At 72.0% G+C, this 24,027-nt stretch carries 24 protein-coding genes; 13 read left to right on the top strand and 11 right to left on the bottom strand.

Features of this window, described 5'->3' with window-relative positions; all coding sequences use genetic code 11:
- The first annotated feature begins 40 nt into the window (after window positions 1-40).
- Both ACQPZX_RS27415 and ACQPZX_RS27410 read left to right on the top strand, forming a co-directional pair.
- Window positions 41-460 (top strand): STAS domain-containing protein, encoded by a 420-nt coding sequence (locus ACQPZX_RS27415; RefSeq protein WP_433360841.1) that lies wholly within the window; start codon window positions 41-43, stop codon window positions 458-460.
- A gap of 3 nt (window positions 461-463) precedes the next feature.
- Entirely contained in the window at window positions 464-850 is a 387-nt protein-coding gene (locus ACQPZX_RS27410) for an ATP-binding protein (protein WP_433360838.1), read from the top strand.
- Here ACQPZX_RS27410 and ACQPZX_RS27405 read toward each other — a convergent pair.
- On the bottom strand, window positions 847-2,355 hold the full coding sequence (locus ACQPZX_RS27405) for a PP2C family protein-serine/threonine phosphatase (protein WP_433360835.1): 1,509 nt from the start codon (window positions 2,353-2,355) through the stop codon (window positions 847-849). The genes ACQPZX_RS27410 and ACQPZX_RS27405 overlap by 4 nt on opposite strands.
- A gap of 283 nt (window positions 2,356-2,638) precedes the next feature.
- On the opposite strand from ACQPZX_RS27405, the gene ACQPZX_RS27400 reads away from it, so the two are divergent.
- The gene (locus ACQPZX_RS27400) at window positions 2,639-3,367 is read left to right on the top strand and encodes a hypothetical protein (RefSeq protein WP_433360832.1); all 729 of its coding nucleotides are present in this window, start codon (window positions 2,639-2,641) and stop codon (window positions 3,365-3,367) included.
- A gap of 21 nt (window positions 3,368-3,388) precedes the next feature.
- Here the strand turns inward: ACQPZX_RS27400 and ACQPZX_RS27395 are convergent, their stop codons facing one another.
- Together ACQPZX_RS27395 and ACQPZX_RS27390 are read right to left on the bottom strand one after the other, a co-directional pair.
- Entirely contained in the window at window positions 3,389-4,045 is a 657-nt protein-coding gene (locus ACQPZX_RS27395) for an aspartate/glutamate racemase family protein (protein WP_433360829.1), read from the bottom strand.
- A gap of 23 nt (window positions 4,046-4,068) precedes the next feature.
- On the bottom strand, window positions 4,069-5,946 hold the full coding sequence (locus tag ACQPZX_RS27390; protein ID WP_433360826.1) for a hybrid sensor histidine kinase/response regulator: 1,878 nt from the start codon (window positions 5,944-5,946) through the stop codon (window positions 4,069-4,071).
- Between the two features lie 166 nt (window positions 5,947-6,112).
- Here ACQPZX_RS27390 and ACQPZX_RS27385 point away from each other — a divergent pair, with 166 nt between their 5' ends.
- From ACQPZX_RS27385 to ACQPZX_RS27365, 5 genes are all read left to right on the top strand, one after another.
- Window positions 6,113-6,913: an SAM-dependent methyltransferase gene (locus tag ACQPZX_RS27385; RefSeq protein WP_433360823.1), complete on the top strand. Its 801-nt coding sequence runs from the start codon at window positions 6,113-6,115 to the stop codon at window positions 6,911-6,913.
- Window positions 6,914-6,991: 78 nt separating this feature from the next.
- Window positions 6,992-7,414: a response regulator gene (locus tag ACQPZX_RS27380; RefSeq protein WP_433360820.1), complete on the top strand. Its 423-nt coding sequence runs from the start codon at window positions 6,992-6,994 to the stop codon at window positions 7,412-7,414.
- A 44-nt stretch (window positions 7,415-7,458) separates the two neighbouring features.
- Window positions 7,459-7,884 carry an Rrf2 family transcriptional regulator gene (locus ACQPZX_RS27375; protein ID WP_433360817.1) on the top strand — a complete coding sequence of 142 codons (426 nt, stop codon included), beginning with the start codon at window positions 7,459-7,461 and terminating at the stop codon, window positions 7,882-7,884.
- Window positions 7,881-8,483, top strand: a complete 603-nt coding sequence (locus ACQPZX_RS27370) for an NIPSNAP family protein (RefSeq protein ID WP_433360814.1) — start codon at window positions 7,881-7,883, stop codon at window positions 8,481-8,483. Before ACQPZX_RS27375 ends, ACQPZX_RS27370 begins: the two co-directional genes overlap by 4 nt.
- Window positions 8,484-8,503: 20 nt before the next feature.
- Window positions 8,504-9,154 carry a pyridoxamine 5'-phosphate oxidase family protein gene (locus ACQPZX_RS27365; protein WP_433360811.1) on the top strand — a complete coding sequence of 217 codons (651 nt, stop codon included), beginning with the start codon at window positions 8,504-8,506 and terminating at the stop codon, window positions 9,152-9,154.
- Here ACQPZX_RS27365 and ACQPZX_RS27360 read toward each other — a convergent pair.
- Entirely contained in the window at window positions 9,151-9,528 is a 378-nt protein-coding gene (locus ACQPZX_RS27360) for an Hpt domain-containing protein (RefSeq protein WP_433360808.1), read from the bottom strand. The genes ACQPZX_RS27365 and ACQPZX_RS27360 overlap by 4 nt on opposite strands.
- A 97-nt stretch (window positions 9,529-9,625) precedes the next feature.
- Between ACQPZX_RS27360 and ACQPZX_RS27355 the strand changes: the two genes are divergently transcribed.
- The 4 genes from ACQPZX_RS27355 (at window position 9,626) to ACQPZX_RS27340 (ending at window position 15,654) form a co-directional block, all read left to right on the top strand.
- Complete coding sequence (locus tag ACQPZX_RS27355; protein WP_433360805.1) at window positions 9,626-11,911, top strand: putative bifunctional diguanylate cyclase/phosphodiesterase; 2,286 nt, start codon at window positions 9,626-9,628, stop codon at window positions 11,909-11,911.
- Window positions 11,912-11,952: 41 nt separating this feature from the next.
- Complete coding sequence (locus ACQPZX_RS27350; RefSeq protein WP_433360802.1) at window positions 11,953-14,241, top strand: putative bifunctional diguanylate cyclase/phosphodiesterase; 2,289 nt, start codon at window positions 11,953-11,955, stop codon at window positions 14,239-14,241.
- Between the two features lie 20 nt (window positions 14,242-14,261).
- Window positions 14,262-14,753, top strand: coding sequence for a hypothetical protein (locus ACQPZX_RS27345; RefSeq protein WP_433360799.1), 492 nt, complete (start codon window positions 14,262-14,264; stop codon window positions 14,751-14,753).
- 121 nt (window positions 14,754-14,874) lie between these two features.
- Window positions 14,875-15,654 carry a hypothetical protein gene (locus ACQPZX_RS27340; RefSeq protein ID WP_433360796.1) on the top strand — a complete coding sequence of 260 codons (780 nt, stop codon included), beginning with the start codon at window positions 14,875-14,877 and terminating at the stop codon, window positions 15,652-15,654.
- A 34-nt stretch (window positions 15,655-15,688) separates the two neighbouring features.
- Here the strand turns inward: ACQPZX_RS27340 and ACQPZX_RS27335 are convergent, their stop codons facing one another.
- From ACQPZX_RS27335 to ACQPZX_RS27305, 7 genes are read right to left on the bottom strand one after another with little or no spacing between them, the layout of a single operon-like run.
- A complete protein-coding gene (locus ACQPZX_RS27335) occupies window positions 15,689-16,825 on the bottom strand; it encodes an ABC transporter substrate-binding protein (RefSeq protein WP_433360793.1) in 1,137 nt (378 codons plus the stop codon).
- 30 nt (window positions 16,826-16,855) lie between these two features.
- On the bottom strand, window positions 16,856-17,590 hold the full coding sequence (locus tag ACQPZX_RS27330) for an ABC transporter permease (protein ID WP_433360790.1): 735 nt from the start codon (window positions 17,588-17,590) through the stop codon (window positions 16,856-16,858).
- A gap of 17 nt (window positions 17,591-17,607) precedes the next feature.
- Window positions 17,608-18,381: an ABC transporter ATP-binding protein gene (locus tag ACQPZX_RS27325; protein WP_433360787.1), complete on the bottom strand. Its 774-nt coding sequence runs from the start codon at window positions 18,379-18,381 to the stop codon at window positions 17,608-17,610.
- On the bottom strand, window positions 18,378-19,220 hold the full coding sequence (locus tag ACQPZX_RS27320; protein WP_433360784.1) for an ABC transporter permease: 843 nt from the start codon (window positions 19,218-19,220) through the stop codon (window positions 18,378-18,380). Before ACQPZX_RS27320 ends, ACQPZX_RS27325 begins: the two co-directional genes overlap by 4 nt.
- The gene (locus ACQPZX_RS27315; RefSeq protein WP_433360781.1) at window positions 19,217-20,212 is read right to left on the bottom strand and encodes a TIGR03842 family LLM class F420-dependent oxidoreductase; all 996 of its coding nucleotides are present in this window, start codon (window positions 20,210-20,212) and stop codon (window positions 19,217-19,219) included. The genes ACQPZX_RS27320 and ACQPZX_RS27315 overlap by 4 nt, the downstream gene beginning before the upstream one ends.
- Window positions 20,213-20,215: 3 nt before the next feature.
- Complete coding sequence (gene hydA, locus ACQPZX_RS27310; protein ID WP_433360778.1) at window positions 20,216-21,622, bottom strand: dihydropyrimidinase; 1,407 nt, start codon at window positions 21,620-21,622, stop codon at window positions 20,216-20,218.
- Window positions 21,619-22,458 (bottom strand): nitrilase-related carbon-nitrogen hydrolase, encoded by an 840-nt coding sequence (locus ACQPZX_RS27305; RefSeq protein WP_433360775.1) that lies wholly within the window; start codon window positions 22,456-22,458, stop codon window positions 21,619-21,621. Before ACQPZX_RS27305 ends, hydA begins: the two co-directional genes overlap by 4 nt.
- Before the next feature lie 212 nt (window positions 22,459-22,670).
- On the opposite strand from ACQPZX_RS27305, the gene ACQPZX_RS27300 reads away from it, so the two are divergent.
- On the top strand, window positions 22,671-24,020 hold the full coding sequence (locus tag ACQPZX_RS27300) for a PLP-dependent aminotransferase family protein (protein WP_433360772.1): 1,350 nt from the start codon (window positions 22,671-22,673) through the stop codon (window positions 24,018-24,020).
- Window positions 24,021-24,027 lie beyond the last annotated feature (7 nt).

The raw sequence follows: 24,027 nt of genomic DNA, 5'->3' as shown, positions 1-24,027 counted from the left end.
GACATGATGGCTCCGACCGGGACGGGGGAGGGAGGCGCCGATGGCACGCTTCGCGGCCACGACGTCCGACGAGGGGACCGGGCTCCGCGTCTCGCTCGCGGGCGACTGCGACCTGGCCGTACGCGATGAGCTCGTCACCACGCTGCTGGCCGCCGTCGGCCGATCGGCGTGCGTGGTGGTCGATCTCGCCGACGTGGACTTCCTCGACTCGAGCGGCATCCACGGGCTGGTCGCCGCGCACCGCGCCGCCGTCGAGCGGGGCGGCCGCGTGGTGCTGGAGAACCCGAGCGGCTCGGTGGCCGCGGTGCTCGAGGTGACCGGCGTCCGCGACCTGCTGAGCGCCGCCGGCGGCCAGAACGGGCGCGACGGTGGCCAGAACGGCCGCGACGGCGGCGACGGTGGCGACAACGGCCGCGATGGCGGCCACGACGGCGCCGCCGGCCGCGACGGCGGGGAGTGATCGATGTCCACACGCGCCACCCGGCCCGCCGAGGCCGCCTACGCCGAGCCCACCGACCTGGCCTTCGTCCGTGACTTCGTCCGCGACGAGGCCATCGCGCTGGGCCTGTCCCGGCTGCGCGCCGACCTGCTCACCGTCGCGGTCAGCGAGCTGGCCACCAACACCCTGCAGCACACAGCGGGCGGCGGCATCGTGCGCATCTGGGCCGAGGCCGACAAGGTCCGCTGCGACGTCGTCGACGGCGGCGTCTCCCCGGGCTTCGGCCGCGCCATGCCGGCCGCCGATCAGCCTCGCGGCCGCGGCCTGGCGATCGTCGAGCGCATCTGCGACGAGGTCGGCATCCACCCCGACGGCGTCGGCACCACCGTCAGCCTGGGCATGCTCTTCTAAAGCACCCGCACCGCCACCGTGCAGGTGTCGTCGTCGGGACTCGGCCGGTTCAGGTACCCCGCCAGCGAGGCGAGCGCCGCGTCACCGGGCACGGCCGAGGCGTCGCCGAGCGACGCCATCAGGTCGGTGAGCAGGCTCGGCGTCCCCGGCACCCGCCGCTCGACCAGCCCGTCGGTGTAGAGCAGCAGCAGGTCGCCGGACGACAGGCACGGCGTCAGCACCTGATAGGACGAATCGTCGTCGGCGCCGAGCAGCAGCCCGGCCGGCGGCTCGAGCGGCATCGCGGTGCCGCCCCGCGCGAGCAGCGGCGGCGCGTGCCCGGCCCGCGCCCAGGTCAGGCCCCGCGTCCCCGGGTCGTACACGGCGATGACCGCGGTCCCGGTGACCTTCAGCCGCCCGCTCAGCCGGTTGAGGTGTTTCAGCAGCAGGGCCGGGTCGTCGATGCCGATCGCCAGCCACGCGATCAGAGCGAACCGCAGGTGCGCCATGCTGTTGGCCGCCGCGATGCCGTGCCCGGCCACGTCGCCCACCGCCAGGACCGTGCGCCCGTCGGCGAGCTCCTGAGCGTGGTACCAGTCGCCGCCGACCCGCACCGCGCTCTCGGCCGGCAGGTAGCCGACCATCACCTCCAGTCCCGGCAGGGTGAGCGGCGCCGCCGGCACCGGCTGGATCATGTGCTGCAGGCGCGCGGCGAGGCGATGCTCGGCGAGGGCCGTGAGCTCCCTCGTACGCAATTGGTCGCTGAGCCTTTCGATCGCCCCGCGGGTCTGCTCGCGGACCGTGACGTCCTGGACCACCGCGTTCACCTTGAGGGGCCGGCCGTCGGCGTCGGTGACCACGTCGGAGAGGATGCGGGTGTGCTTGACCGTCGAGCCGGCCCGGAAACGGACGGTCACGTCGGAGACGCCGCCGCTCTCCATCGCCTGCCACGCGGCCTCGGCCAGCCCCCGGTCGTCGGGGTCGATCGCGGCGGCCTGCTCGAGGCGGCTCATCGGCCCGAGGTCGGGGTCGCGCTCGAAGAGCCGGTACATCCCCGGTGACCACGTGCTCTCGCCGGTCATCAGGTCGTACTCGGCCCAGCCCAGGTTGCCGAGCTGCTCGGTGCGCTCGATGCGTCGGCGGTCCTCGTCGAGGCGCTGCCACCAGACCAGCAGGCCGCCGAGCACGGGGTGGACGGTCACGTCGAACACCGAGCGGGGCACGATCCCGGCGCGCTTCTCCTCGTACCGGAAATCGTTGATCTCGGCGGGCTCGCCGGTGCGCAGCACCGTGAGGTAGAGCAGCCAGAGCTGCCCGCCCACGATGCTCGGATAGATCTCGCTGAGCCGGGAGGCGACCCGGTCGGTGCCGCGCCGGTAGACGTCGTGCCCGCTGCCGCTGGCCGCGGCGATCTCGAAGTCGGCGACCTCGCCGTCGTGGTCCCTGATCGGAAGCAGCCACGAGCACCCCGCCGGAATCACGGAGAGCACCTCGCGTATGGCGTAGGTCACCGCATCGTCTGCCACGGTTTTCAGCGTAATGGCGGGGGCGCTGCCGATCCGACTACGACAGACGGGTGAACCCGATGGCGGCGACCCGGGCCTCTCAGGCAGACCCGGACAACTGTCGCTAGCTGGGCTCTATCCACAAAACGCCGCCGCAAAGATAACGGCCATATCACGCCCCTTCGGCCCTCGCGAAATCCCTGCTCACGTTGGTAACATCCCCGCCGGATCACGCCAGCGCCCAGGCATGGGGCTCACGGAGGTCAAACTCTTGTCCGACAACCGTATGAAGGATCGAGTCAAAGTGCTTCTCAATGGGACGTCAGCGGACAGCCAGACCTCCGAGCAGGCGGTGGTTCCGCCGCCGCAGGCTCACCCCAACCAGGCTCTTCAGGTGCTGACGCTCGCGCAGCGCACCGCCGAGGAGCACGTCGCCCGGGCCCACCACCAGGCTGACAAGATCCGCACCGACGCCCTCGCGGCCGCCGAGCAGATCGCCCGCGACGCCCAGGTGCACGCGCACAACGTCCGCCGCGAGGCGGAGAAGATCCTCACCGACGCCCGCGCCGCCGCCGAGCAGATCGCCCGCGACTCGCACGCCCGCACCGAGGAGGCGCGCCGCACCGCGGAGAAGATCGTCAACGACGCCCGCTCGGCCTCCGAGCAGATCGGCGTGGACGCGCAGGCCAACGCCGACCACCTCAACCTGCAGGCGCGCCAGCGCTACGACGACGTGGTGGGCAGCCTGGCCACCAAGCGCGAGGGCCTGCAGAACCAGATCGAGGCGCTCGAGCAATTCGACCGCGAGTACCGCCAGCGCCTGACCGCGTTCATGCAGGGTCAGCTGCGCGCGCTCTGGGTGGACCAGCCGCAGGTCGCCGGCGAGCTCCCGGAGCAGCAGCTGGTCGAGTCCCCGGTGTCGGGCGGCCCGCGGCACGGCGCCGAGGAGTCCGAGGACGCGGTTCCCGCGCAGCGCCAGTCCGCCGAGGACGCGGTCGTCGAGGGCGAAGAGGAAGAGGTCGGCGACCGCTGACTTGTCAGGCCGGCCCGGTGCTCAGAGCGTCGGGCCGGCTTCCGCTATCGCCCGGGTGACCGCGGTGCGCGGGCTGGCGAGGACCGGGATCGGCAGGTCGGCCAGCAGGGACGCCGCCGGCGCGGCGCTGGGCTGGGCGAGCACGATGACATCCACACCCGGTGCGGCCTCTCGCGCTTTCCGGGCGATCATTTCCGCGTACGCGTCGAGCTCGCCGGCCTCGAACAGCGCGAACGCCTCCGGGCAGCGCACCTCGACGATCGCGATCTCCCGCCCGGCCCGTGCCGCCGCGTCGCGCAGCAGGTTGCCGGTCGGCCCCAGCGTCGAGTCGACGGTCGCCACCACCGCGATCCTGCGGCCGGCCGCCACCGCCGCCTCGGCCATCGGGCGGTCCGCGCGCAGCACCGGCACCCCGATGTCGGCGGTGCGGCCCTCGGCGTGGTCGCCCAGCGACGAGCACGTGCAAACGATGATGTCGGCGCCGCCGTCGGCGAGCTCGTGCAGCCGAGCGTCGACCCGGGCCGCCACCGCCGGGGTGACGCCCTCGCGGCGGGCGTCGGCGAGCAGGCTCTCATCGACGATGTGCAGGTCCTGCCAGCCGGGGGCGAGCTCTTCGCGGAGGCGGCGGAACGTGGAGACGTGGACGTCGCCGGTGTGCAGGAAGCCGATCGTTGTCACGGCTCAAGATTGACACAGGGGCTTCAGTTGCGTTCGAGGCCCTGCTGGACGGCGGCCAGCAGCTGGGTCTTCGAGAACGGCTTCTCGACCAGCGTGACCTCGGGGTCGAGGGTGCCCTGGGAGGCCAGCGCGGGGCGGGCGTAGCCGGACATGAACAGCACGCTCGCGCCCGGTGAGATGATCAGGAAGCGCTCGGCCAGGTCGCGGCCGAGCATGTGCGGCATGACCACGTCGGTGAGCAGCACGTCGATGCGGCCCGGATGCTCGTGCGCCAGCGCGAGCGCGGCCGGGCCGTCCGCGGCGATCAGCACCTCGTGCCCGGCGCCGGCCAGGATGCGCACCAGCACGTCGCGCAGGGCCGGCTCGTCCTCGACCGCCAGCACGGTGCCGCGGCGGCCGTCGGTCCGGGGCGGTTCGGCGGGCTCTTCCCGCTCGGCGGGCTGCGCGTCGGTGGTGGGCAGCAGGAGCGTGAACGTGGTGCCCAGGCCCGGCTCGGAGTAGATGCTCAGGTCGCCGCCGGCCGCGGTGATGATGCCGTACACGGTGGCCAGGCCCAGGCCGGTGCCCTTGCCGGCCGGCTTGGTGGTGTAGAACGGCTCGAACGCCCGCTCGATCACCTCGGGCGGCATGCCGGTGCCGGTGTCGCTGACCCGCAGCCGCACGTAGCTGCCGATGCGCAGGTGGGGCCGGCCGGCCGCGTAGTCGCGATCCACGTCCAGGTCGCAGGTCTCGATGGTGAGCGTCCCGCCGCGCGGCATGGCGTCGCGGGCGTTCACCGCCAGGTTGACCAGCACCTGGTCGAGCTGGCCGGGGTCGGCGGTGATCGAGGAGATGCCGGGCTCCAGCCGTACGTCGAGGGTGATGTGCTCGCCGATCGAGCGGCGCAGCATCTGCTCGATGTCGGTGACCACCTCGTTGAGGTTGAGCGGCCGGGGGCGCACCACCTCGCGCCGGGCGAACGCGAGCAGCTGGTGGGTGAGGTCGGCGCCGCGCTGGGCGGCCTTGGTGATCTGGGCGGCGTCGCCGGCGATCTCGGTGAGCCCGTCCTCGGCGGCCGATTCGGCGATGAACGTGGCGTAGTTGCTGATCACCGCGATCAGGTTGTTGAAGTCGTGGGCGACGCCGCCGGCCAGCTGGCCCAGGCCCTCCAGGCGCTGGGTGCGTTGCAGCTGGGCCTCGACGTGTGCGCGCTCCGCCTCGGCCTGCAACTGCATGAACCTTTCCTGAGCGCGTACGCGTTCGGTGATGTCCCGGATGACGGCGCAGCTGATCCGCCCGTCGTCGGTCGGCAGGATGCTCACCGAGACCTCGACCGGCACCGTCGTCCCGTCGGCCCGGTGGGCCGACGCGGTGGGGCCGTGCGGGTCGTCCTCGGCCACGCCGACCGCCTCGCCGGACAGCGGCGGCGCGAGCAGCTTGTCGATCTCCTTGCCGATCAGCCCGTGCCGGGTGAGCCCGAACAGCGTCTCGGCCTGCGTGTTGGCCAGCACGACCCGGCCGTCCTCGCCGACGCCGAGGAACGCGTCGGGCGCCGCCTCGAGCAGCGCCTGGAAGCTGGACTCCAGGCGTTCCCGGGTGCTCACGGCGCGGGCGATCACCGTGTAGCCGATCAGGTCGTCCGCCGGGTCGCACAGCGGTGACATGGTGAGCGTGACCTGCAGCCAGTGGCCGTCGCGGTGCCGGCGGCGGCTGCGGAACCGCTCGAGCCGGGCGCCCGACTCCATCAGCAGCAGCATCTCGCGGTGGTCGGCGCGGCGGTCGGCGGGGGTGAGGATGTCGACGCTGTGCCCGACGATCTCCTCGGCGGGGTAGCCGAACAGGGCCTCGGCGGCGGGGTTCCAGGTCAGCACGGTGAAGGCACGGTCGACCGCGAAGATCGCGTCGTGGGAGGAATGGATCATCGCCCGCAGCAGGTCATCGGGCCGCGGCGACCCCGAGCGCCGCGGTGGCCCCGATGACGGTGGCCCAGATGAACCGCGCGTTTCCCCCATAACCGGACCTACACTATCGATTCCGCACGGCCGCGGCGGGGGTTTCCGTACGCTCGCAGCGGGGGAGGCGATGAGGTTGTCAGCCGAGACTGTGCCGGAGGTCGATCCGCAGCGGCCCAGCGGCGCCCGGGTGTACGACTACTACCTGGGCGGCACGCACAACTTCGCGGCCGACCGGCAGGCCGCCGCGGTCGCGCTCGCGGCCATGCCGGAACTGCCGGCCGTGCTCAGGATGGGTCGCGCCTTCATGCGCCGGGCGGTCGCGGCCGCGGCCGGGGCGGGCATCGAGCAGTTCCTCGACCTGGGGGCCGGGATCCCCGCGCCCGGCTCGGTGCCCGAGGTGGCCCGGGCGATACAACCGACGGCACGGATCGTGTCGGTCGATCTGGACCCCGTCGCCGTGGTGCACACGCGGCGGGTCGCGGCCGGTGAGCCCGGGTCGGCGGCGTTGCTGGCGGACCTGACCGACGCCGAAGCCGTGCTCGGTGCGGAGCCCGTACGCGAAATCCTGGATCTTGATCGTCCGGTCTGCCTGCTGGCGGTGGCGGTCGCGCATTTCATCCCGGACACCGAGCGGCTCGGCCGGGCCCTGGAGCGGTACCGGGAGGCGCTGGCGCCCGGCAGCCACCTCGTGCTGTCGCACGCGTGCGCGGAGGGCAGCCCGCCGCACGCCAAGCAGATCCTGCGCATCTACAACCACACGACGTCGCCGATGATCCTGCGGGAGAAAGAGGAGTTCCGGGCCTTCTTCGGCGACTGGCGGCTGCTGCCGCCGGGCGTGGTGGCCGCGGCGGACTGGCGGCCGGCCGGCGGCGATCCGGAGCCGGGACCGTCCGTCCGCGGCGAGATCATCGCGGGTGTCGCCGTGAAGGCATAACCCGCGAAATCAATGCATTACGGGCGTATCGAGCGCATGCTGAGGGGAACTGTCAGCCACCAGCGTGCCGGAGCGGACATGGCCGTAGTACTCGTCGCCGAGGACGACCAGGACATCGCGGCGATCCTCACCAGGTTGCTCACCCGGGCCGGTCACACCGTGCTGCACACGCCGGACGGCATGGCCGCCTTCGAGCGGGCGGTGGCGGATCGCCCCGACGTCGTGCTCACCGACCTCGGCATGCCCCGGATGGACGGGCTCGAGCTCACCCGCGCGATCCGCAGCCACCCCGAGCTCGCGGACACCCCGATCGTCATGCTCAGCGGGCACCTGCACCCCGGCGACGGCCAGCCGACCGCGGCCGGGGTGTGCGCGGTGCTGCTCAAGCCCTGCCCGAACGACAAGCTGCGCGCGGTCGTCCAGGACCTGCTCGACCGCGGCCCGCACGCCCACGACGAGGCGTCCAGCGGCTGCCCGGCGCACTGGCCGGTCACCGCCTGACGCGGGGTTGCGCCACGCCGGTAATTGTAATAAAAACAGTTACGATGGCTTCCAACAGCAGGGTGACGATCGCCGCGCACGCGCTGGCGTGGCTGGAGCTCGCCCGCCGCCGCGGGCGAGCGTCGCTGACCTCCGACGAGGTGGCCGCCAGCGTCAACACCAACCCGGTGATCCTGCGCCGCAGCCTCGGCGACCTGCGCCGGGCCGGGCTGGTCACCGCGCGGCGCGGCGCCGGGGCGGGCTTCGCGCTGGCCCGGCCGGCCGCCGAGATCACCATGTTCGACGTGTGGGCGGCCGTCGCCGACGAGCCGCTGCTCGCGCTGCACCACTCGCCGCCGAACCAGGAATGCCCGGTGGGCCGGGGCATCCGGCCGGTGCTGACCGACGTGTACGACGAGGCGACCGCCGCGTTCGGGGCGGCGCTCGCCCGGCGCAGCATCGCCGACGTGCTGGAAAGGATCCTCGCGTGATCGTGGAGTTGCGCCGGTACACGCTGCGGCCGGGCCGCCGCGACGAGCTGATCGAGCTGTTCGACCGGGAGTTCGTCGAGTCGCAGGAGGAGCTGGGCATGGCCGTGCTGGGCCAGTTCCGCGACCTCGACCGGCCCGACGCGTTCGTGTGGCTGCGCGGCTTCCCCGACATGGCGGTGCGCGGCCGGGGCCTGCGGGAGTTCTACGGCGGCCCGGTGTGGAAGGAGCACGGGCCGGCGGCGAACGCCACGATGATCGACTCCGATGACGTGCTGCTGCTGCGGGCGATCGTCCCGCCGCCGTCGGCGCCCCGCGACGATTCCGCCGCGGCATCCGGGGTGACCGCGACGATCTGGTACCGCGACCGGCCGTTCGACGACGCCTTCACACGTTGGTTCCGGAGCCCTGATTGCTTGGCGGTCTTTTCGACGGAGTACGCCGAGAACAACTTCCCGGCACTGCCGGTACGCGAGGGCGAGCACGCGTTCGTGTGGTTCACCCGAGCGACCGGGCCCGAGATCGAGGTGCCGGGGGAGTTCGGCGTGACCCGGACCGAACGGCTGCGCCTGACGCCGACCGCCCGATCCGCTTTCCGGTGACGGCCTCCTAGGCTGAGCGCGTGCTCTCCTCGACGCCCCGCACCCGCCACCGCCGCATCAAAGAGAACGGCCGCACCGACCCCGCCGACCTTCGGGCGGTGCTGGCCGCGGGCCTGGTCGCGCACCTGGGCGTGGTGATCGACGGCCATCCCATGGTGATCCCGACCGTCTTCGGCCACGACGACGAGCGGATCTTCCTGCACGGCTCGGTCGCCAGCCGCAGCCTGCTCGGCGCCGGAGAGGTCTGCGTGACCGTGACCGTTCTCGACGGGCTGGTCCTGGCCCGCTCGGTCTTCGAGCACGGCGTCAACTACCGCAGCGCCATGATCTACGGCGTGCCGCAGGCGGTCACCGACCCCGACGATCTTCTGTACGGCCTGCGCCTGCTGAGCGAGCACGCCGCCCCCGGCCAGTGGGATTACGCCCGCCGCCCCTCGAAGAAGGAGCTGGCCGCCACCCGCCTGCTCGCCCTGCCGCTCACCGAGGCGTCGGTGAAGATCAGCGACGGCTTCCCGGAGGACGGCGACGGCCCCGACGCCGCGCTCGGACTCTGGGCCGGGCGGCTGCCCGTGGTCGCCACCTGGGGCACGCCCGTGCCCGACCCGCTGCTGCCGGCCGGGATCGAGCCGCCGCCGCACATCGCCGGCCGCGCCGGGGAAACGCTCGGCTAGTCCTCGAACTCCTTCGCCAGATCGCCGAGCAGGCCCAGCACCAGGGCCTGCTCGGCGCATATCCGGCCCAGGGTGAGATCCGCGTCCGGGATGACGCCGCTTCCCGCCGAGTGCTCGATCTCGGCGAAGATCCCCGACAGCGTGTCCGCCCCGATGTTGGCGGCCGACCCCTTCAGGCCGTGCGCGTGATCGCGTACCGCCAGCGGGTCGCCGCCGCGCAGCAGCTCGCCCAGCTGGTCCACCCCGGCCGGCGTCTTGCCGGCGAACGACCTGATCAGCCGGGCCAGCAGGGCTCTCTCGCCCGGCCCGGGCTCGTTCCCGCCGATGTCGGCGAGCCGCGCCCGGATCGCCTCCCCGCGGGTTCTGGTATCCATGCGCCCATCCTGCGCCCCGTCCGGAGACCGTGCCGGAGGAACGCACGCGTTCCCGGCCAACTCCTACAGTGGCCGTGGTCACGGCCGATTTCCAGGCATGACCGAACCTCGGGTGTCCACGCCGCGCCGGTATGTGCTGGCCACGGCCGCTGTGGCGGGACTGTCGGCGCTCTGGTACCTGGGCTACCTGACATTCGGGGGACCATCGGTCCTCGCGTACGTGGGCGGGCCGCTCGCCTCGGCGCTCGGCGCCGTCGCGATCTTCGCGCTGCTGCGCACGGTGCCGATGGCGCCGGCGGCACGCCGCTTCTGGTGGCTGATCCTCGTCCTCGAGGTCAGCGTCGCCGTCGGCCGCGCCATCCAGGCCGGGTACGCGTTCGCCGCCTACCCGGCGGCGCCAGCCCCGCCCGCCTGGGTCGCGCTGTTCAGCACCGGTGGCCTCATCGCCGCGATAATCGCCATCTGCTTCGTGCCGCTGGGCGAGACCGCCCGCACCGAGCGCTGGAAGCGCACCCTCGACCGTACGATCGCCTTCTACGGCTGCTTCACGCTGCTCTGGTTCACCGCGCTGCAGCCGCTCATCGAGTCGGGCGACGCCTGGCCGGTGCGCAGCAAGGTCACCATCGCCCTCGCGGTCGTCATGATCGCGATCGGGATCGCCCGGGTCGCGTTCGTGCCGGGCGGGCCGGTCGACCGGGTCGCGGTGCGGCTGGTCGCCTGCAGCGGGCTCGCCGCCGCCGGGTACGCGATGATCGCCGGCCACGCCGGGCGCAGCGCCACCACCCCCGGCCAGGCCCTGCTGCTGCCCCTCGGCCCGCTGCTGGTCACGATGGCCGTCAGCCGCCAGTGGCGCTACCTGGGCGCCCGCCCGCAGCGCGAGGCCTGGCTGCCGTACCTGGCCGTGGTCGCCGTCGACGTACCGCTGGTCGCCACCGTCTTCGGCCCGATGACCTGGGCCGGCCGCGTGGTCGTGCTGCTCGCCGTCGGCGTCACCCTGCTCGCCTCGCTGCGCCAGTTCCTCGCCTACCGCGAGAACCAGCGCCTGATCCGGGCCCAGCGTGCCGCCCAGGCGCAGCTGAGCTACGACGCCACCCACGACGGGCTCACCGGCCTGGCCAACCGCTCGCTGTTCCGCGACCGCCTCGCCGCGGCGCTGGAGACGGGCCCGGCCACCGTGATCATCGTCGACCTCGACGACTTCAAGACCGTCAACGACTCGCTCGGCCACAACATCGGCGACGACCTGCTGGTCGCGGTGGCCGAGGCGCTGCGCGACGCGGTCGGCGACGACGGCCTGCCGGCCCGGCTCGGCGGCGACGAGTTCGCCGTCGTGGTCAGCGACCCCCGGGTCGACATCGACGACCTGATCCACCGGATCGGGACCGTGCTGGACGGCCCGCTCAGCGAGCACCGGCTGCTCATGCACGCCAGCGCCGGTCTCGCCACCGCCCCGGCCGGCACGCCGCTGGACAACGTCATGCGCGACGCCGACACCGCCCTGTACGCGGCCAAGCAGCGTGGCAAGGCCAACTGGGTGCGCTTCGCCCCCGGCATGGAACGCCCGGTGGTCGCCGACGCCCAGCTCGGCGCCGACCTGCGCCGTGGGCTCGAGGCCGGCGAGTTCCGCGTCGTCTACCAGCCCCTGGTCGACCTGCACCTCAACCGGGTGATCGGGGTGGAGGCCCTGGTCCGCTGGCAGCACCCGACCCGCGGCGTGATCTCCCCGGCCGAGTTCATCCCGGTCGCCGAGCGCACCGGCCTGATCGTGCCGCTGGGCCGGTTCGTGCTGCGCGAGACCTGCCGGCAGGCCGCCGCCTGGCTGAACGAGTTCGGCCCCGACGTGCTGCAGAAGGCCGGCCCGAACGTCTCGGCCCGCCAGCTGCACGACCCCGACTTCGTCGACGACGTCCGGGCCGCGCTGGCCGACAGCGGCCTGCCCGGCGAGCTGCTCGTCCTCGAGCTGACCGAGTCGGCGGTCCTGCGCGGCCAGCAGGTGTCGCGCACCCTGCACGAGCTGCACGGCATGGGCGTACGCCTGGCCCTCGACGACTTCGGCACCGGCGAGTCATCGCTGTCGCTGCTGCGCGCCTTCCCCGCCTCGATCGTGAAGCTGGACAAGTCGTTCGTCGACGGCATCGAGCTCGACGAGCCGGACACCCCGGAGGCGGCGGCCCGCCAGGCCGTGGCCCGCGCGGTGATCCAGATGGCCGGCGCGCTCGACCTCGACACGGTGGCCGAGGGCATCGAGAACGAGGAGCAGGCGGAGCGGCTGCGCCGGCTCGGCTACTCGCTCGGGCAGGGCTTCCACCTGGCCGAGCCGATGCACCCCGAGCAGGTCACCCTGATGCTGGCCGGCCAGCAGGACGACACGTCGGCGGCGTGAAAAGTCCTACGATCGTGGCCCGGCCCGCCGAAACCAGAGGGGTGACAACCGCACCCCGCCGCCACCTCGCGCTCATCACCGCGATCTGGGTGGCCTGGTCGGCCTGGTACGTCGCCTGGGTGGCCGGCGCGCCGGTCGGCCCGGCCGCGATCGCCTACCTGGCGCTGCCGCTGGGCGCCGCGGTCGGCGCGCACGGCGTGCTGACCATGATCCGGGCGGTGGCGCTGGACCCGGTCGCCCGCCGATTCTGGCGGCAGATGACGGTCTCGTTCGCGCTGCTCGCGGTCGGGTACGCGATGCTCGCCGTCGCCGCCTTCGCCGACACCGGCGTCCTGCCGACCATGCCGATCCCGGCCGCGGTCGCCGCGGCCGGCGCGTTCGGCGTGGCGATGTGGGCGGTCGGCCGGGTGCCGCTAGGCATCACCAACCGCGGCGAGCGCCTCAAGCAGTGGCTCGACCGGTCGATCGCGTTCCTCGGCTGCAGCACCGTGCTGTTCACCTTCGGCCTCGCCCCGATGATCGGCGCCCCCGACCCGTGGAGCACCCAGGCGCTCGTGCTGATCAGCCTGTCGATCCTGCTCGCGGTCGGCGGCATCACCAAGGTCTCCTACATCGGCAACGGCCCGGTCGACCGGGTCGCGATCCGGCTGATCGGCGTGACCAGCCTGGTCGGCGCGGCCGTGGCGGTGCTGTCGGTGGCCGGCGGCTACAACAGCGCCGTCCCGGCCCAGGCCGTCGTCATGCCGATCGCCCCGCTGCTCGCCGTGCTCGCCGCCCGCCGGCAGTGGGTCTCGACCGGGGTGCGGTCCCGCCGGGCCAACACCTGGCTGCCGTACCTGGCGATCGCCGCCGTCGACGGCCCGCTGCTCGCCCAGCTGGCCGGCCACGCCATGACGAACACGGGCCGGCTGGTGATCGTGGCGGCCGTGCTGGTCAACGCGCTGGTCGCGGTCCGCCAGTTCTTCGCCATGCGGGAGAACTCCCGGCTGCTGCGCGAGAAGCGCGCCTCCGAGGACCGGCTGCGCCACGAGGTCACCCACGACGGGCTCACCGGCCTGGCCAACCGCGGCCTGTTCCGGGAGCGCCTGGCCGGGGTCCTCGCCGACCGGGACGCCACGGTGCTGCTCGTCGACCTCGACGACTTCAAGACCGTCAACGACTCGCTCGGCCACGAGGTCGGCGACGACCTGCTGGTCGCGGTGGCCGGCACGCTGCGCGCGGCGACCGGGCCGGACGGCCTGGCGGTCCGGCTGGGCGGCGACGAGTTCGCCGTGCTCGTCGACGACCCGGCGGTCGACGGCGAGGCCCTCGCCCAGCGCGTCATCGACGCGTTCAGCGGCCCGATGAGCGGGCACCAGCTGCTCGTGCACGCCAGCATCGGGGTCGCCACCGCCGTCGCCGGCACCGCGCTCGACAGCGTGCTGCGCGACGCCGACATCGCCATGTACGCCGCCAAGCAGCGCGGCAAGGCCAACTGGGTGCGCTACCAGGGCGGCATGGAGTTGCCGCAGGCCGGCCACGCCCGCCTCGGCGGCGAGCTGCGCCGGGCTCTCGACAACGACGAGTTCTTCCTCGTGTACCAGCCGATCATCGCGTTGCGGACCGGCACCGTGGTCGGCGTGGAGGCCCTCGTCCGCTGGCAGCACCCGACCCGCGGCCTGGTCTCGCCGGCCGAGTTCATCCCGGCCGCCGAGGGCACCGGCCTGATCGTGCCGCTGGGCCGGTTCGTGCTGCGCGAGGCATGCCGGCAGGCCGCCGCCTGGCTGGCCGAGTTCGGCCCGGACGCGCTGCAGAAGATCGCGCCGAACGTGTCGGTGCGCCAGCTGCACGACCCGGACTTCCTCGCCGACGTGCGGCAGGCGCTCGCCGAGACCGGGCTGCCCAGCGAGCGGGTGGTCCTCGAGCTGACCGAGTCGGCGGTGCTGCGCGGGCCGCAGGTACTCGACACCCTGCGCCGGCTGCACGACATGGGCATCCGGCTCGCGCTCGACGACTTCGGCACCGGCGAGTCGTCGTTGTCGCTGCTGCAGGCCTTCCCGGCCTCGATCGTGAAGCTGGACAAGTCGTTCGTCGACGGCATCGAGGTCGGCGAGGATGGCACCGCGGAGGCGGCGGCCCGGCAGGCGGTCGCCCGCGCGGTCGTCCAGCTCGCCCTGGCGCTCGGCCTGGACACGGTCGCCGAGGGCATCGAGAACCAGGAGCAGGCCGACCGCCTGCTCGCCCTCGGCTACACGCTGGGCCAGGGCTACCACCTCGCCCGGCCGATGCCGGCCGAGGACTTCCGGCGGCTGCTCGCGGCCCAGCAGAGGGACCTGGCAGCCGCGGCATAAGGGCGGTTTATCGTACGGCGATGGACGACGGCACCCGCACGGCCGAGTCGCTCGCGGCCTGGCTCGGCGACCTGCACTTCAGCGATCTGACCGAGGATCGGGCGACCGCGCGCATCGTCGACGCCGTCGCCGGATGGGGTGAGTCGCGGGGCTGGCGCGTGTACCGGCGGGCGCCCAGCGTCTTCCCGCTGCCCCCGCCGCTGAAGGGCCACTCGGTCCTCGACGTGGCCTGCGCGCGCCCGTCCCCGGAACAGCCGATCGCGATCGAGGTCGACCGCCTCGACCGGCAGCGCACCGTCGACAAGCTCCTCGCCGAGGCCGCGGCCGGCCGCCTGGCCATCTGGGTGCGCTGGGGGATCGGCCCGTTCCGCCCGCCGCCGCTGCCCGTGCACCTGGTGACCCGGGAGGCGGCCCGCGCCAAGGGCCACTGGCACACCGTCGCCGACCTGCCCGCACCCCGGCATTCCTCTTTCGAGCAGGGGGAAGCAGCCGAGCTGCCCTGGGAGGGGTGACCGCCGTCTCCCTCATCTCTGCGATACGTCGGACGATATGACTCCTCGAATGCAACTGAGATGAGGAGTCACGATCGTGAATCCGGGCGCGACCGGCAGCAGGGTACGACAGGCTGTAGGGGTGGAGACGAAGCACGGGCGGCACCCCGCCTCCTGGTGGGCGCAGTTCCCCGAGGTCTCCGACCGGTTCGACGCGGCGGTGGTGACCGAGGGCCTCGCCGACTGCATCACGCCCAAGATCGCATCGCCGCTGCTGCGCCGCGAGGCCGAGATCGCCGCCGAGGTGGTGGTCCGGCACCTCAACAAGCTGTCCAGCCCCGAGCTGGCCGAGCGGGCCGAGAAGTCGATCGAGCGGCTGGTCGCCACCGTCGAGCGGCTCGCCGAGCGGCACACCGGCGAGGACTCGGGCACCACCGAGGTGTACGCCCTCTGCCACGCCCTGCAGGGCCGCTGGGCCGACGCCGCCGCCGAGGCCGAGCCGTTCGTCGGCACCCAGCCGCTGCTGAAGGTCTTCGTCGGCGCCCTGCACCTCGAGCGCTTCGACACCGGCCTGACCGTACGGCTGCTGCGCGCCGGACAGGACCCGGGCGCCGCCGTCCAGGCCGGCCTGGTGGTCGGCAAGTACGGCTGGTGGCCACAGTGGCTCCTGAAGATCGTCAGCGAGCGGGCCATCGCCGGCACGCTCGACAACGAGACCGTCGAGGCCCTCGACCGCTGCGCCTACGCCGAGCTGACGCCGGCCCAGTCGAAGGTGGCCCGGCGCCTGCTCAACGGCGAGGAGGCGCTGATCGACGCCTCCGCCTCCCGCCTGGAGACCCTGGGCGAACAGGAGGCCGCCGCGAAGCTGCGCGAGGGCGACCTCAACGCGGTCGCCCTCGCCGCCCGGCTGATCCCGGTCTGACGAAACCTGGTCTGGCGAACCTGGTCTGGCGAAACTAGGCGCCGCCCTCGGTGAGGGTGACGGTCTGCGGCTGGAACGACGCGCCGTTCACGTCGACGCCGGCCGCCTTGGCCTGGGTGATCGCCTGGTTGATGTAGTCGTTGGTGAAGGCCTCGCCCTCCGGGGCCTTCTTCAGCACGGTGTCGCCGGTCTGGTTCTTCGTGGTCTGCGAGATCTCGACGGTCTGCTTCCAGGCCGCGTCGTCGACCACGCCGATGCCGCCGGTGGACGGCCAGATCAGCTTGTTGACCTCGTTCATCTGCCACAGCTGGTGGCTCTTGCCGAGCTTCGAGCCCTTGGCCACCACCATGTCCCGGCACTTCTCCGGGTTGTCCCGGCAGAACGCCCAGCCCTTGATCGTGCCGACCAGGAACTTCACGGTCTGCGCCTGATAGTTCGCGTCACCCAGCTTGGACGTGTTGGCCCAGACCGCGTCCTGCAGCATGGCCGACTCGTTCTGCTTCCAATCGATGATCGAGAAGTCGTCGGCGGTGTAGAGCTGGCCGGTCTTCGGGTTCTTGGCCTCGAGCAGCTGGGCGTACTCGTTGTAGCTCATCGCCTGGGCCGCGTCGATCTCGTGCTTGAGCAGCGCCTGCATGTCGAACTGCTGCTGCACCAGCGTGACGTCCTTGCCGGGGTCGAGCCCGGCCTTGGTCATGCCGGCGAACAGCTCGAACTCGTTGCCGAAGCCCCAGTTGCCGATCTTCTTGCCCTTGAACTGGGCGGGCGAGGTGATCCCGGAGTCCTTCCAGGCGACCTGGTAGGTGCCGGAGCGGGCGAAGATCTGCCCGACGTCGGTGATGCCGGCGCCCTGCTCGCGGGAGGCGAGCGCCTTGGGCACCCAGGCGACGGCGTAGTCGGCCTTGCCCTGGGCGAGCACGGTCTGCGGGACGATGTCGATGCCACCTTCGAGCAGCTGCACGTCGAGGCCCTGCTCCTTGTAGAAGCCCTGGTCCACCGCGGCGATGTAGCCGGCGAACTGGGCCTGGTAGAACCACTGGAGCTGCAGCTTGATCGGGGTCAGCCCGCCGCTGGCGGCCGGCGTGGCGGAATCCTGGTCGGCCGTGCCGCAGCCGGCGATCAGCAGCGTGGATGCAGCGGCAATAGTAGTAAATATCCGGAATCGGCGCATCAAGAACCTCCTCGGGGGTTGTTCCATACGTCAGGCGATGAGCCGTGTCCGCCACGGCATCGCCAAGCGCTCCAGCAGGAGCGTGGTGAGGTAGAAGACGAGTCCCAGCAGGCAGGCCCCGACCACGAAGGCCCAGGCCCGGGGGTAGGCGGTGAACGCGGCCGCGGAGGTGATCCGCGAGCCTAGCCCGGTCTGCAGGCCGCCGAAGTACTCGGCGACGACCGCGGCGATCACGGCGAGCGACGACGCCTGCCGCAGTCCGGTGAAGACGTAGGGGAGCGCCCCGGGCAGCCGCACCTTCCGGGCGAAGGTCCAGCCACTGGCCGCGTACGTGTGCATCAGCTCCTGGTGGATCGGATCGACCTCGCGCAGGCCGCGCAGCGTGTTGAGGAAGACCGGGAAGAACACGATGATCGCGGCGACCAGCCGGCGCGGGATGCTGCTGGTCGACTCGAACATGTTGTTGAGGATCGGGGCGAGGGCGATGATCGGCAGCGCGCTGATCACCGCCGCGAACGGGATGGAGATCTCGGCGACCGGCCGGAACCGGCTGGCCACCATGGCCAGCAGCACCCCGGCGATCGCGCCGCCGATCAGCCCGATCAGCGCGTTCGCGCCGCTCGCGAGGGCCGCCTCCCAGACGTTGCGGCGCTGCTCGACCAGCTCGTCCCAGATCGCGCTGGGCGCCGGCAGGATGAACGGCGCGATCCGCCCGAGGGTGACGGTGAGCTGCCAGGCGACGATCGCGGCGATGCCGACGATCACCGGGGGAAGGATGCGCCTCATATCGAGGCCGGTATGCCACGCAGCGCCTGGCGCACCGCGGTGACGTGCTCGAAGTACTTGTCGGACTGGCGGGCCGCCTCGTCGCGGGCCGGCAGGTCCACCGTGACCGACGCGGTGATCCGACCCGGCCGGGCCGACATCACCACGACCCGGTGGGACAGGAACACCGCCTCGGAGATCGAGTGGGTCACGAAGACCGTGCTGGTGCCGGTCTTGGCGCAGATGCCGAGCAGCTCGGCCTGCAGGCGCTCGCGGGTCATCTCGTCGAGCGCGCCGAACGGCTCGTCCATGAGCAGCAGCGGCGGCTGCACCGCGAGGGCCCGGGCGATCGCGACCCGCTGCTGCATGCCGCCGGAGAGCTGGGCCGGGTAGTGCCCGGCGAAGTCGGCCAGCCCGACCAGCGCGAGCATCTCCTCGGCGCGGGCCTTGCGCTCGGCCTTGCCCATGCCGCGCAGTTCGAGCGGGAGCTCCACGTTGCGCCGCACCGTACGCCACTCGAAGAGCCCGGCCTGCTGGAAGGCGATGCCGTAGTCCTGGTCGCGGCGGGCCTTGCCGGCGTCCTTGCCGGCCACGCTCACCGTGCCCCGGGTGGGCTCGATCAGGTCGGCGACCAGGCGCAGCAGCGTGCTCTTGCCGCAGCCGGAGGGGCCGATCAGCGACACGAACTCGCCGTCGCCGACCGTAAGGGAGACCTCGGAGAGGGCCGTGACCTCGTCACCGCGCCCCTGGTTGAAGACCTTCGTCACGTTGTCCACGACGACAGCGCTCACAGCGTCACCACCTCCACGTGGCGCCGGTGCCGCATCAGCGGCACCTCCAACAGGCTGACGGCGCCCGCGACGAACAGCCCCAGCAGGGCGGCGCCGAGCATCGCGGTGTAGACCTTCGCGGGGTCGCTGGTCGCCTCGCGGGAGTACTCGATGATCAGGCGGCCGATGCCGCCCCGGGTTCCGGTGGAGATCTCGCCGACCACCGCGCCCACCACCGCCGCCGCGCCGGCCAGGCGCAGCGCCGGGAACAGGTAGGGGAGCGAGGCCGGGAACCGGAGCTTGACCAGCGTGCGCCACCAGCCGGCGGCGTAGCTGCGCATCAGCTCCACCCCGCTCGCCGACGGCGACTGCAGACCGCGCAGCATGCCCACGGCGACGGGGAAGAACGCCAGGTAGGACGCGATCACCGCGACCGTCGCCCAGGGCGGCATGATCGTGCCGCCCCAGCCGGCCACCAGCGGCGCGAGGGCCACCAGCGGCACGGTCTGACTGAGGATCACGTACGGGAGGAGCCCGCGCTCGACGATCCGGAACCTTTGCATGACCACCGCGAGGACCAGGCCGACCGTGGCGCCGATGAGGAACCCGACCGCCGTGATGCCGAACGTGAACGCGCACGCCTGCAACACCACGATCCACACCGGCCGGCCGCCCGTGAGCTCCGGGCGGCCGAGTCGCTGCAGCACCGTCCACAGGTGCGGCATGGACAGGTCGTCGGCGCGCGGCAGGACGCGCACCCCGAACAGCACCGTGCCGTCCGGGCTCCCGACGACCTTGTAGCCCTCCCAGAGCAGCACGAAGGCGGCGACCCCGGCGAGGACGAAAAACGCTCTCCTCACGTCATCGCCGGGATGATCTGCGTCCCGTACGCGTCAAGGGTCTGCTCCTTGGCATCGTGCTGCAGGTAGACGGCGAACTGGTCGACGCCCAGATCCCGCAGCTCGCCGAGGCGCTTGAGATGATGCTCGACCGGCCCGAGGATGCAGAACCGGTCGACCACTTCGTCGGGCACGAACGTGGTGTGCGTGTTGCCGGCCCGGCCGTGCTCGGCGTAGTCGTACCCCTCACGGCCCTTGATGTAGTCGGTCAGCACCTGAGGCACCGCGCCCTCGGAGCCGTAGCGCGCCACGATGTCGGCGACGTGGTTGCCGACCATGCCGCCGAACCAGCGCGTCTGCTCCCGCTGATGGTCCAGGTTGTCGCCGACGTAGGCGGGCGCCGCCACACAGAACTTGATCGCCATCGGGTCGCGGCCGGCCTTCACCGCCGCGCGGCGCACCGCCCCGATCATCCAGGCCGCGATGTCCGGGTCGGCGAGCTGCAGGATGTACCCGTCGCCCACCTCACCGGTCAGCGCGAGGGCCTTAGGCCCGTACGCCGCCACCCACACCTCGAGGCTGCTCTGCGGCGCCCATGCGAACTGCAGCTCCTTGCCGCGCAGCGTCACCTTCTCGCCGTTCGCCAACCCCTTGATCACCTGCACCGACTCGCGGAGCTGGCCGAGGGTCTGCGGCTGCGCGCCGAGCACCCGCAGCGCCGAGTCGCCCCGGCCGATGCCGCAGATCGTGCGGTTGCCGTACATCTCGTTGAGCGTGGCGAACAGCGACGCCGTGACCGTCCAGTCCCGCGTGCCCGGGTTGGTGACCATCGGCCCGACGATCACCCGTTCCGTCTCGTCGAGGATCTTCGAGTAGATGACGAACGGCTCCTGCCACAGCACGTGCGAATCGAACGTCCACACGTGGCTGAAGCCCGCCGCCTCGGCCTTCTTCGCGAGCTCGACCACCGTGCTCGCCGGCGGGTCGTTCTGGAGGACAACACCGATGTCCATGGGCTACACCAGATACTCGGAGAGCGCGCGCGGCACGTACTTGCCGCGGCCCTTCCGGCCCGTGTACTCGCCGCCCGACGCGATGACCTCGCCGCGGGACATGACCGTGTCGACCTTGCCGGCGATCTCCCAGCCCTCCCAGGCCGAGTGGTCCATGTTCATGTGGTGGGTCTCGACGCTGATCCGGGTGCGGCCGTTCGGGTCGTACAGGACGATGTCGGCGTCCGAGCCGGGCGCGATGATGCCCTTCTTCGGATACAGGCCGAACATCCGGGCCGGGGTGGTGGCGATCGTCTCGACCCAGCGCGCGAGCGACAGCTTCCCGTCGACCACGCCCTGGTACAGCAGGTCCACCCGGTGCTCGACGCTGCCGATCCCGTTCGGGATCTTGGAGAAGTCGCCGAGGCCCAGCTCCTTCTGGTCCTTCATGCAGAACGGGCAGTGGTCGGTCGAGACCACCGACAGGTCGTTGGTGCGCAGGCCCTGCCACAGGTCGGCGCGGTGGCTCTCGTGCTTGCTGCGCAGCGGCGTCGAGCAGACCCACTTGGCGCCCTCGAAACCGGGCGCGCCCAGCTGGTCCTCCAGCGTCAGGTAGAGGTACTGCGGGCAGGTCTCGGCGAACACGTTGCGCCCCAGGTCGCGGGCGGCCTTGACCTGCTCCAGGGCCTTGGAGGCGCTCAGGTGCACGATGTACAGCGGGCAGTCGGCGGCCACGCTGGCCAGCCAGATCGCCCGGCTGGTCGCCTCCGCCTCCAGCTCCTGCGGCCGGGTGAGGCCGTGGTAGATCGGGTCGGTCTCGCCGCGCTCCAGGGCCTGCTTGACCAGCACGTCGATCGCCGGGCCGTTCTCGGCGTGCATCATGATCATGGCGCCGTTCTCACGCGCCTTCTGCATGGCCCGCAGGATCTGGCCGTCGTCGGAGTAGAAGACCCCCGGGTACGCCATGAACAGCTTGAAACTCGTGATGCCCTCGCTCGCGACGAGCTGGTCCATCGCCTTGAGCGCGTCGTCGTCCACGCCGCCGAGGATCATGTGGAAGGCGTAGTCGATGTGGCAGTTGCCGCCCGCCTTGCCGTGCCACGCGGCCAGCCCGTCCTGCACCACCTCGCCGGTGCGCTGCACCGCGAAGTCGATGATCGTGGTGGTGCCGCCGATCGCCGCGGCCCGGGTGCCGGTGTCGAAGGTGTCGCTGGCGTGCGTGCCGCCGAACGGCAGCTCCATGTGCGTGTGCGCGTCGACCGCACCCGGGATCACGTACTTCCCGGTCGCGTCGATGACTTCGGGCCCGGGCCCTTCCGGGCCTTTCCCGGGCGCGAAGATCGCGACGATGGTCTCGCCGTCCACGAGGACGTCGGCGGGTTGCGCGCCGGTGGGGCCGATGACCGTCCCACCCTTGATCAAGATGCTCACAGCTCCACCGTCCGGGTGTAGGACTCCGGCCGGCGGTCGCGGTAGAACTGCCAGCGCTCGCGCACCGTCTTGATCAGGCTCAGGTCGAGGTCGCGGACGATCAGCTCGGGGTCGTGGGCGTCGCCGACCTCCCCGACGAACTTGCCCTCCGGGTCGACGAAGTAGGACGTGCCGTAGAAGTCGTTGTCGCCCAGCGGCTCGATGCCGACCCGGTTGATCGCGCCGATGAAGTACTCGTTGGCGACCGCGCTGGCCGGCTGCTCCAGCTTCCACAGGTAGCTGGACAGGCCCCGGTGGGTGGCCGACGGGTTGAACACGATCTGCGCCCCGCCCAGTCCCAGCTCCCGCCAGCCCTCCGGGAAGTGCCGGTCGTAGCAGATGTACACGCCGACCTTGCCGACCGCGGTGTCGAAGACCGGGTAGCCGAGGTTGCCGGGCCGGAAGTAGAACTTCTCCCAGAAGCCCTTCACCTGCGGGATGTGGTGCTTGCGGTACTTGCCGAGGTACCGGCCGTCGGCGTCCACCACCGCGGCAGTGTTGTACAGGACGCCCTCCTGCTCCTTCTCGTACATCGGCAGGACCATGACCATGCCGAGCTCGGCCGCGAGGGCCTGGAAGCGCTCGGTCGTCGGGCCGGGGATCGACTCGGCGTACTCGTAGTACTCCGCCTCCTGCACCTGGCAGAAGTACGGCCCGTAGAAGAGCTCCTGGAAGCAGATCACCTTCGCGCCCTGCGCGGCGGCGTCGCGGGCATAGTCCTCGTGCGCCTTGATCATCGATTCCTTGTCGCCCGTCCAGGTGGTCTGGACGAGGGCGGCGCGAACGACGTCGGTCATGACTGCTGCCCCTCTCTAGATCAGTGCTGCGTCCCGGGCACGGTGGCGCGCCCGTGATCGTGTGTCTACTCCGAGTTATACGGCCAGCGCTAGAGCTTGCGTGTGAGGTTCAGATGCCGTAGGACACTAACGACACACATTCAGGCGGACAATTGCTTGAACGTAACTAGTTGTTTCGGAGAGGTAATTTGCTCGCGCTCATCACCGGAGCTGTGGACGACCGCAGCGCCCGGGGGATAGCCGCGGCCGTCGGCCGTCTGGTCAGCGCCGGCGACCTGCCGGCCGGAGCCCGGCTGCCCACCGTGCGCGACGTCGCCCGGTCGCTGGGCGTCAGCCCCACCACGGTCAGCGAGGCCTGGCGCAGCCTCACCCGGGCCGGCGCCATCCAGACCCGGGGACGCTCCGGCTCGTTCGTCACCACCCCGGTCGCTCCCCGCCAGACCTGGCGGTTCACGCAGATGGGCGCCTCCCCGCCGGCCCGCCTCGACCTCTCCACCGGCATCCCCGACCACGACCTGCTGCCCGACCTCAGCGACGCGCTCAAACGCATCGGCGACGGCCGGCTCACCACCTCGTACCTCGACGAGCCGGTCCTGCCGATGCTCGAGACCGTGCTGCGCAACCGGTGGCCCTACCCCGCCGAGGGCCTCACCGTCGTCGACGGCGCGCTCGACGCCCTCGACCGGATCATCGGCGTCACGGTCCGCTTCGGCGACCACGTCATCGTCGAGAACCCGGCCTTCCCGCCCCTGCTCGACCTGCTGCAGACCGTCGGCGCCACCGTGATCGGCGTGCCCATGGACGACGCCGGCATGCTCCCCGACAAGCTCCACGGCGTGCTCGCCGAATACCCCGCCGTTGCCGTCTTCCTCCAGCCCCGCGCCCACAACCCCGCCGGGGTGAGCATGACGCCGGGCCGGGCCGCCGCGCTCGCCACCATCCTCGCCGAGTTCCCCGGCGTGGCCGTCGTCGAGGACGACCACGCCGGCGACATCGCCACCGCCGCGCCCGTCAGCCTCGGCCGGCACCTGCCCGGCCGCACCCTGCACGTCGCCAGCTTCTCCAAGAGCCACGGCCCCGACCTGCGCCTCGCCGCGATCGGCGGGCCCGCGCCCGTCGTCACCGCCGTCGCCGACCGGCGCCTGCTCGGCCCCGGCTGGTCCAGCCGCCTCCTGCAAGGCGTGCTGCTCGACCTGCTCACCGACCCCGCCGCCGTCGCGCAGGTGGCGGTCGCCCGCGAGGCGTACGCGTCAAGGCGCTCTGCTCTGCTCACCAAGCTGCACGACCGCGGCGTGACCGCCACCGCCGCCGACGGCATCAACCTGTGGATGGCCGTCGACGACCAGCAGATCGCCATGGTTTCCCTCGCCGCCCACGGCATCGCGGTCGCCCCCGGCACGCCGTTCTGTGTCACCCCGCTCGCCGGCGACCACGTCCGTGTCACAGCCGGACTCGTCGCCGGCGGCTACGACGACCTCGCCGACGCGCTCGCGTCGGCCGCCATCCTGGACAGCCGCGGCAGCGGCGCCCGGGCCCGGCCGCATCCGCGCGGCTTCCGCTGATTTTTCG

Source organism: Actinoplanes sp. CA-142083, from assembly GCF_050942195.1.
Lineage (GTDB): Bacteria > Actinomycetota > Actinomycetes > Mycobacteriales > Micromonosporaceae > Actinoplanes.
This window is presented reverse-complemented; position numbering and strand designations above follow the sequence as displayed.

Coding starts and splice junctions, on each gene's coding strand:
- ACQPZX_RS27415 (WP_433360841.1), top strand. CDS start 41: ATGGCACGCTTCGCGGCCACGACGTCCGACGAGGGGACCGGGCTCCGC.
- ACQPZX_RS27410 (WP_433360838.1), top strand. CDS start 464: ATGTCCACACGCGCCACCCGGCCCGCCGAGGCCGCCTACGCCGAGCCC.
- ACQPZX_RS27390 (WP_433360826.1), bottom strand. CDS start 5,946: ATGATCCATTCCTCCCACGACGCGATCTTCGCGGTCGACCGTGCCTTC.
- ACQPZX_RS27380 (WP_433360820.1), top strand. CDS start 6,992: ATGGCCGTAGTACTCGTCGCCGAGGACGACCAGGACATCGCGGCGATC.
- ACQPZX_RS27375 (WP_433360817.1), top strand. CDS start 7,459: ATGGCTTCCAACAGCAGGGTGACGATCGCCGCGCACGCGCTGGCGTGG.
- ACQPZX_RS27360 (WP_433360808.1), bottom strand. CDS start 9,528: ATGGATACCAGAACCCGCGGGGAGGCGATCCGGGCGCGGCTCGCCGAC.
- ACQPZX_RS27355 (WP_433360805.1), top strand. CDS start 9,626: ATGACCGAACCTCGGGTGTCCACGCCGCGCCGGTATGTGCTGGCCACG.
- ACQPZX_RS27345 (WP_433360799.1), top strand. CDS start 14,262: ATGGACGACGGCACCCGCACGGCCGAGTCGCTCGCGGCCTGGCTCGGC.
- ACQPZX_RS27335 (WP_433360793.1), bottom strand. CDS start 16,825: ATGCGCCGATTCCGGATATTTACTACTATTGCCGCTGCATCCACGCTG.
- ACQPZX_RS27315 (WP_433360781.1), bottom strand. CDS start 20,212: ATGGACATCGGTGTTGTCCTCCAGAACGACCCGCCGGCGAGCACGGTG.
- ACQPZX_RS27305 (WP_433360775.1), bottom strand. CDS start 22,458: ATGACCGACGTCGTTCGCGCCGCCCTCGTCCAGACCACCTGGACGGGC.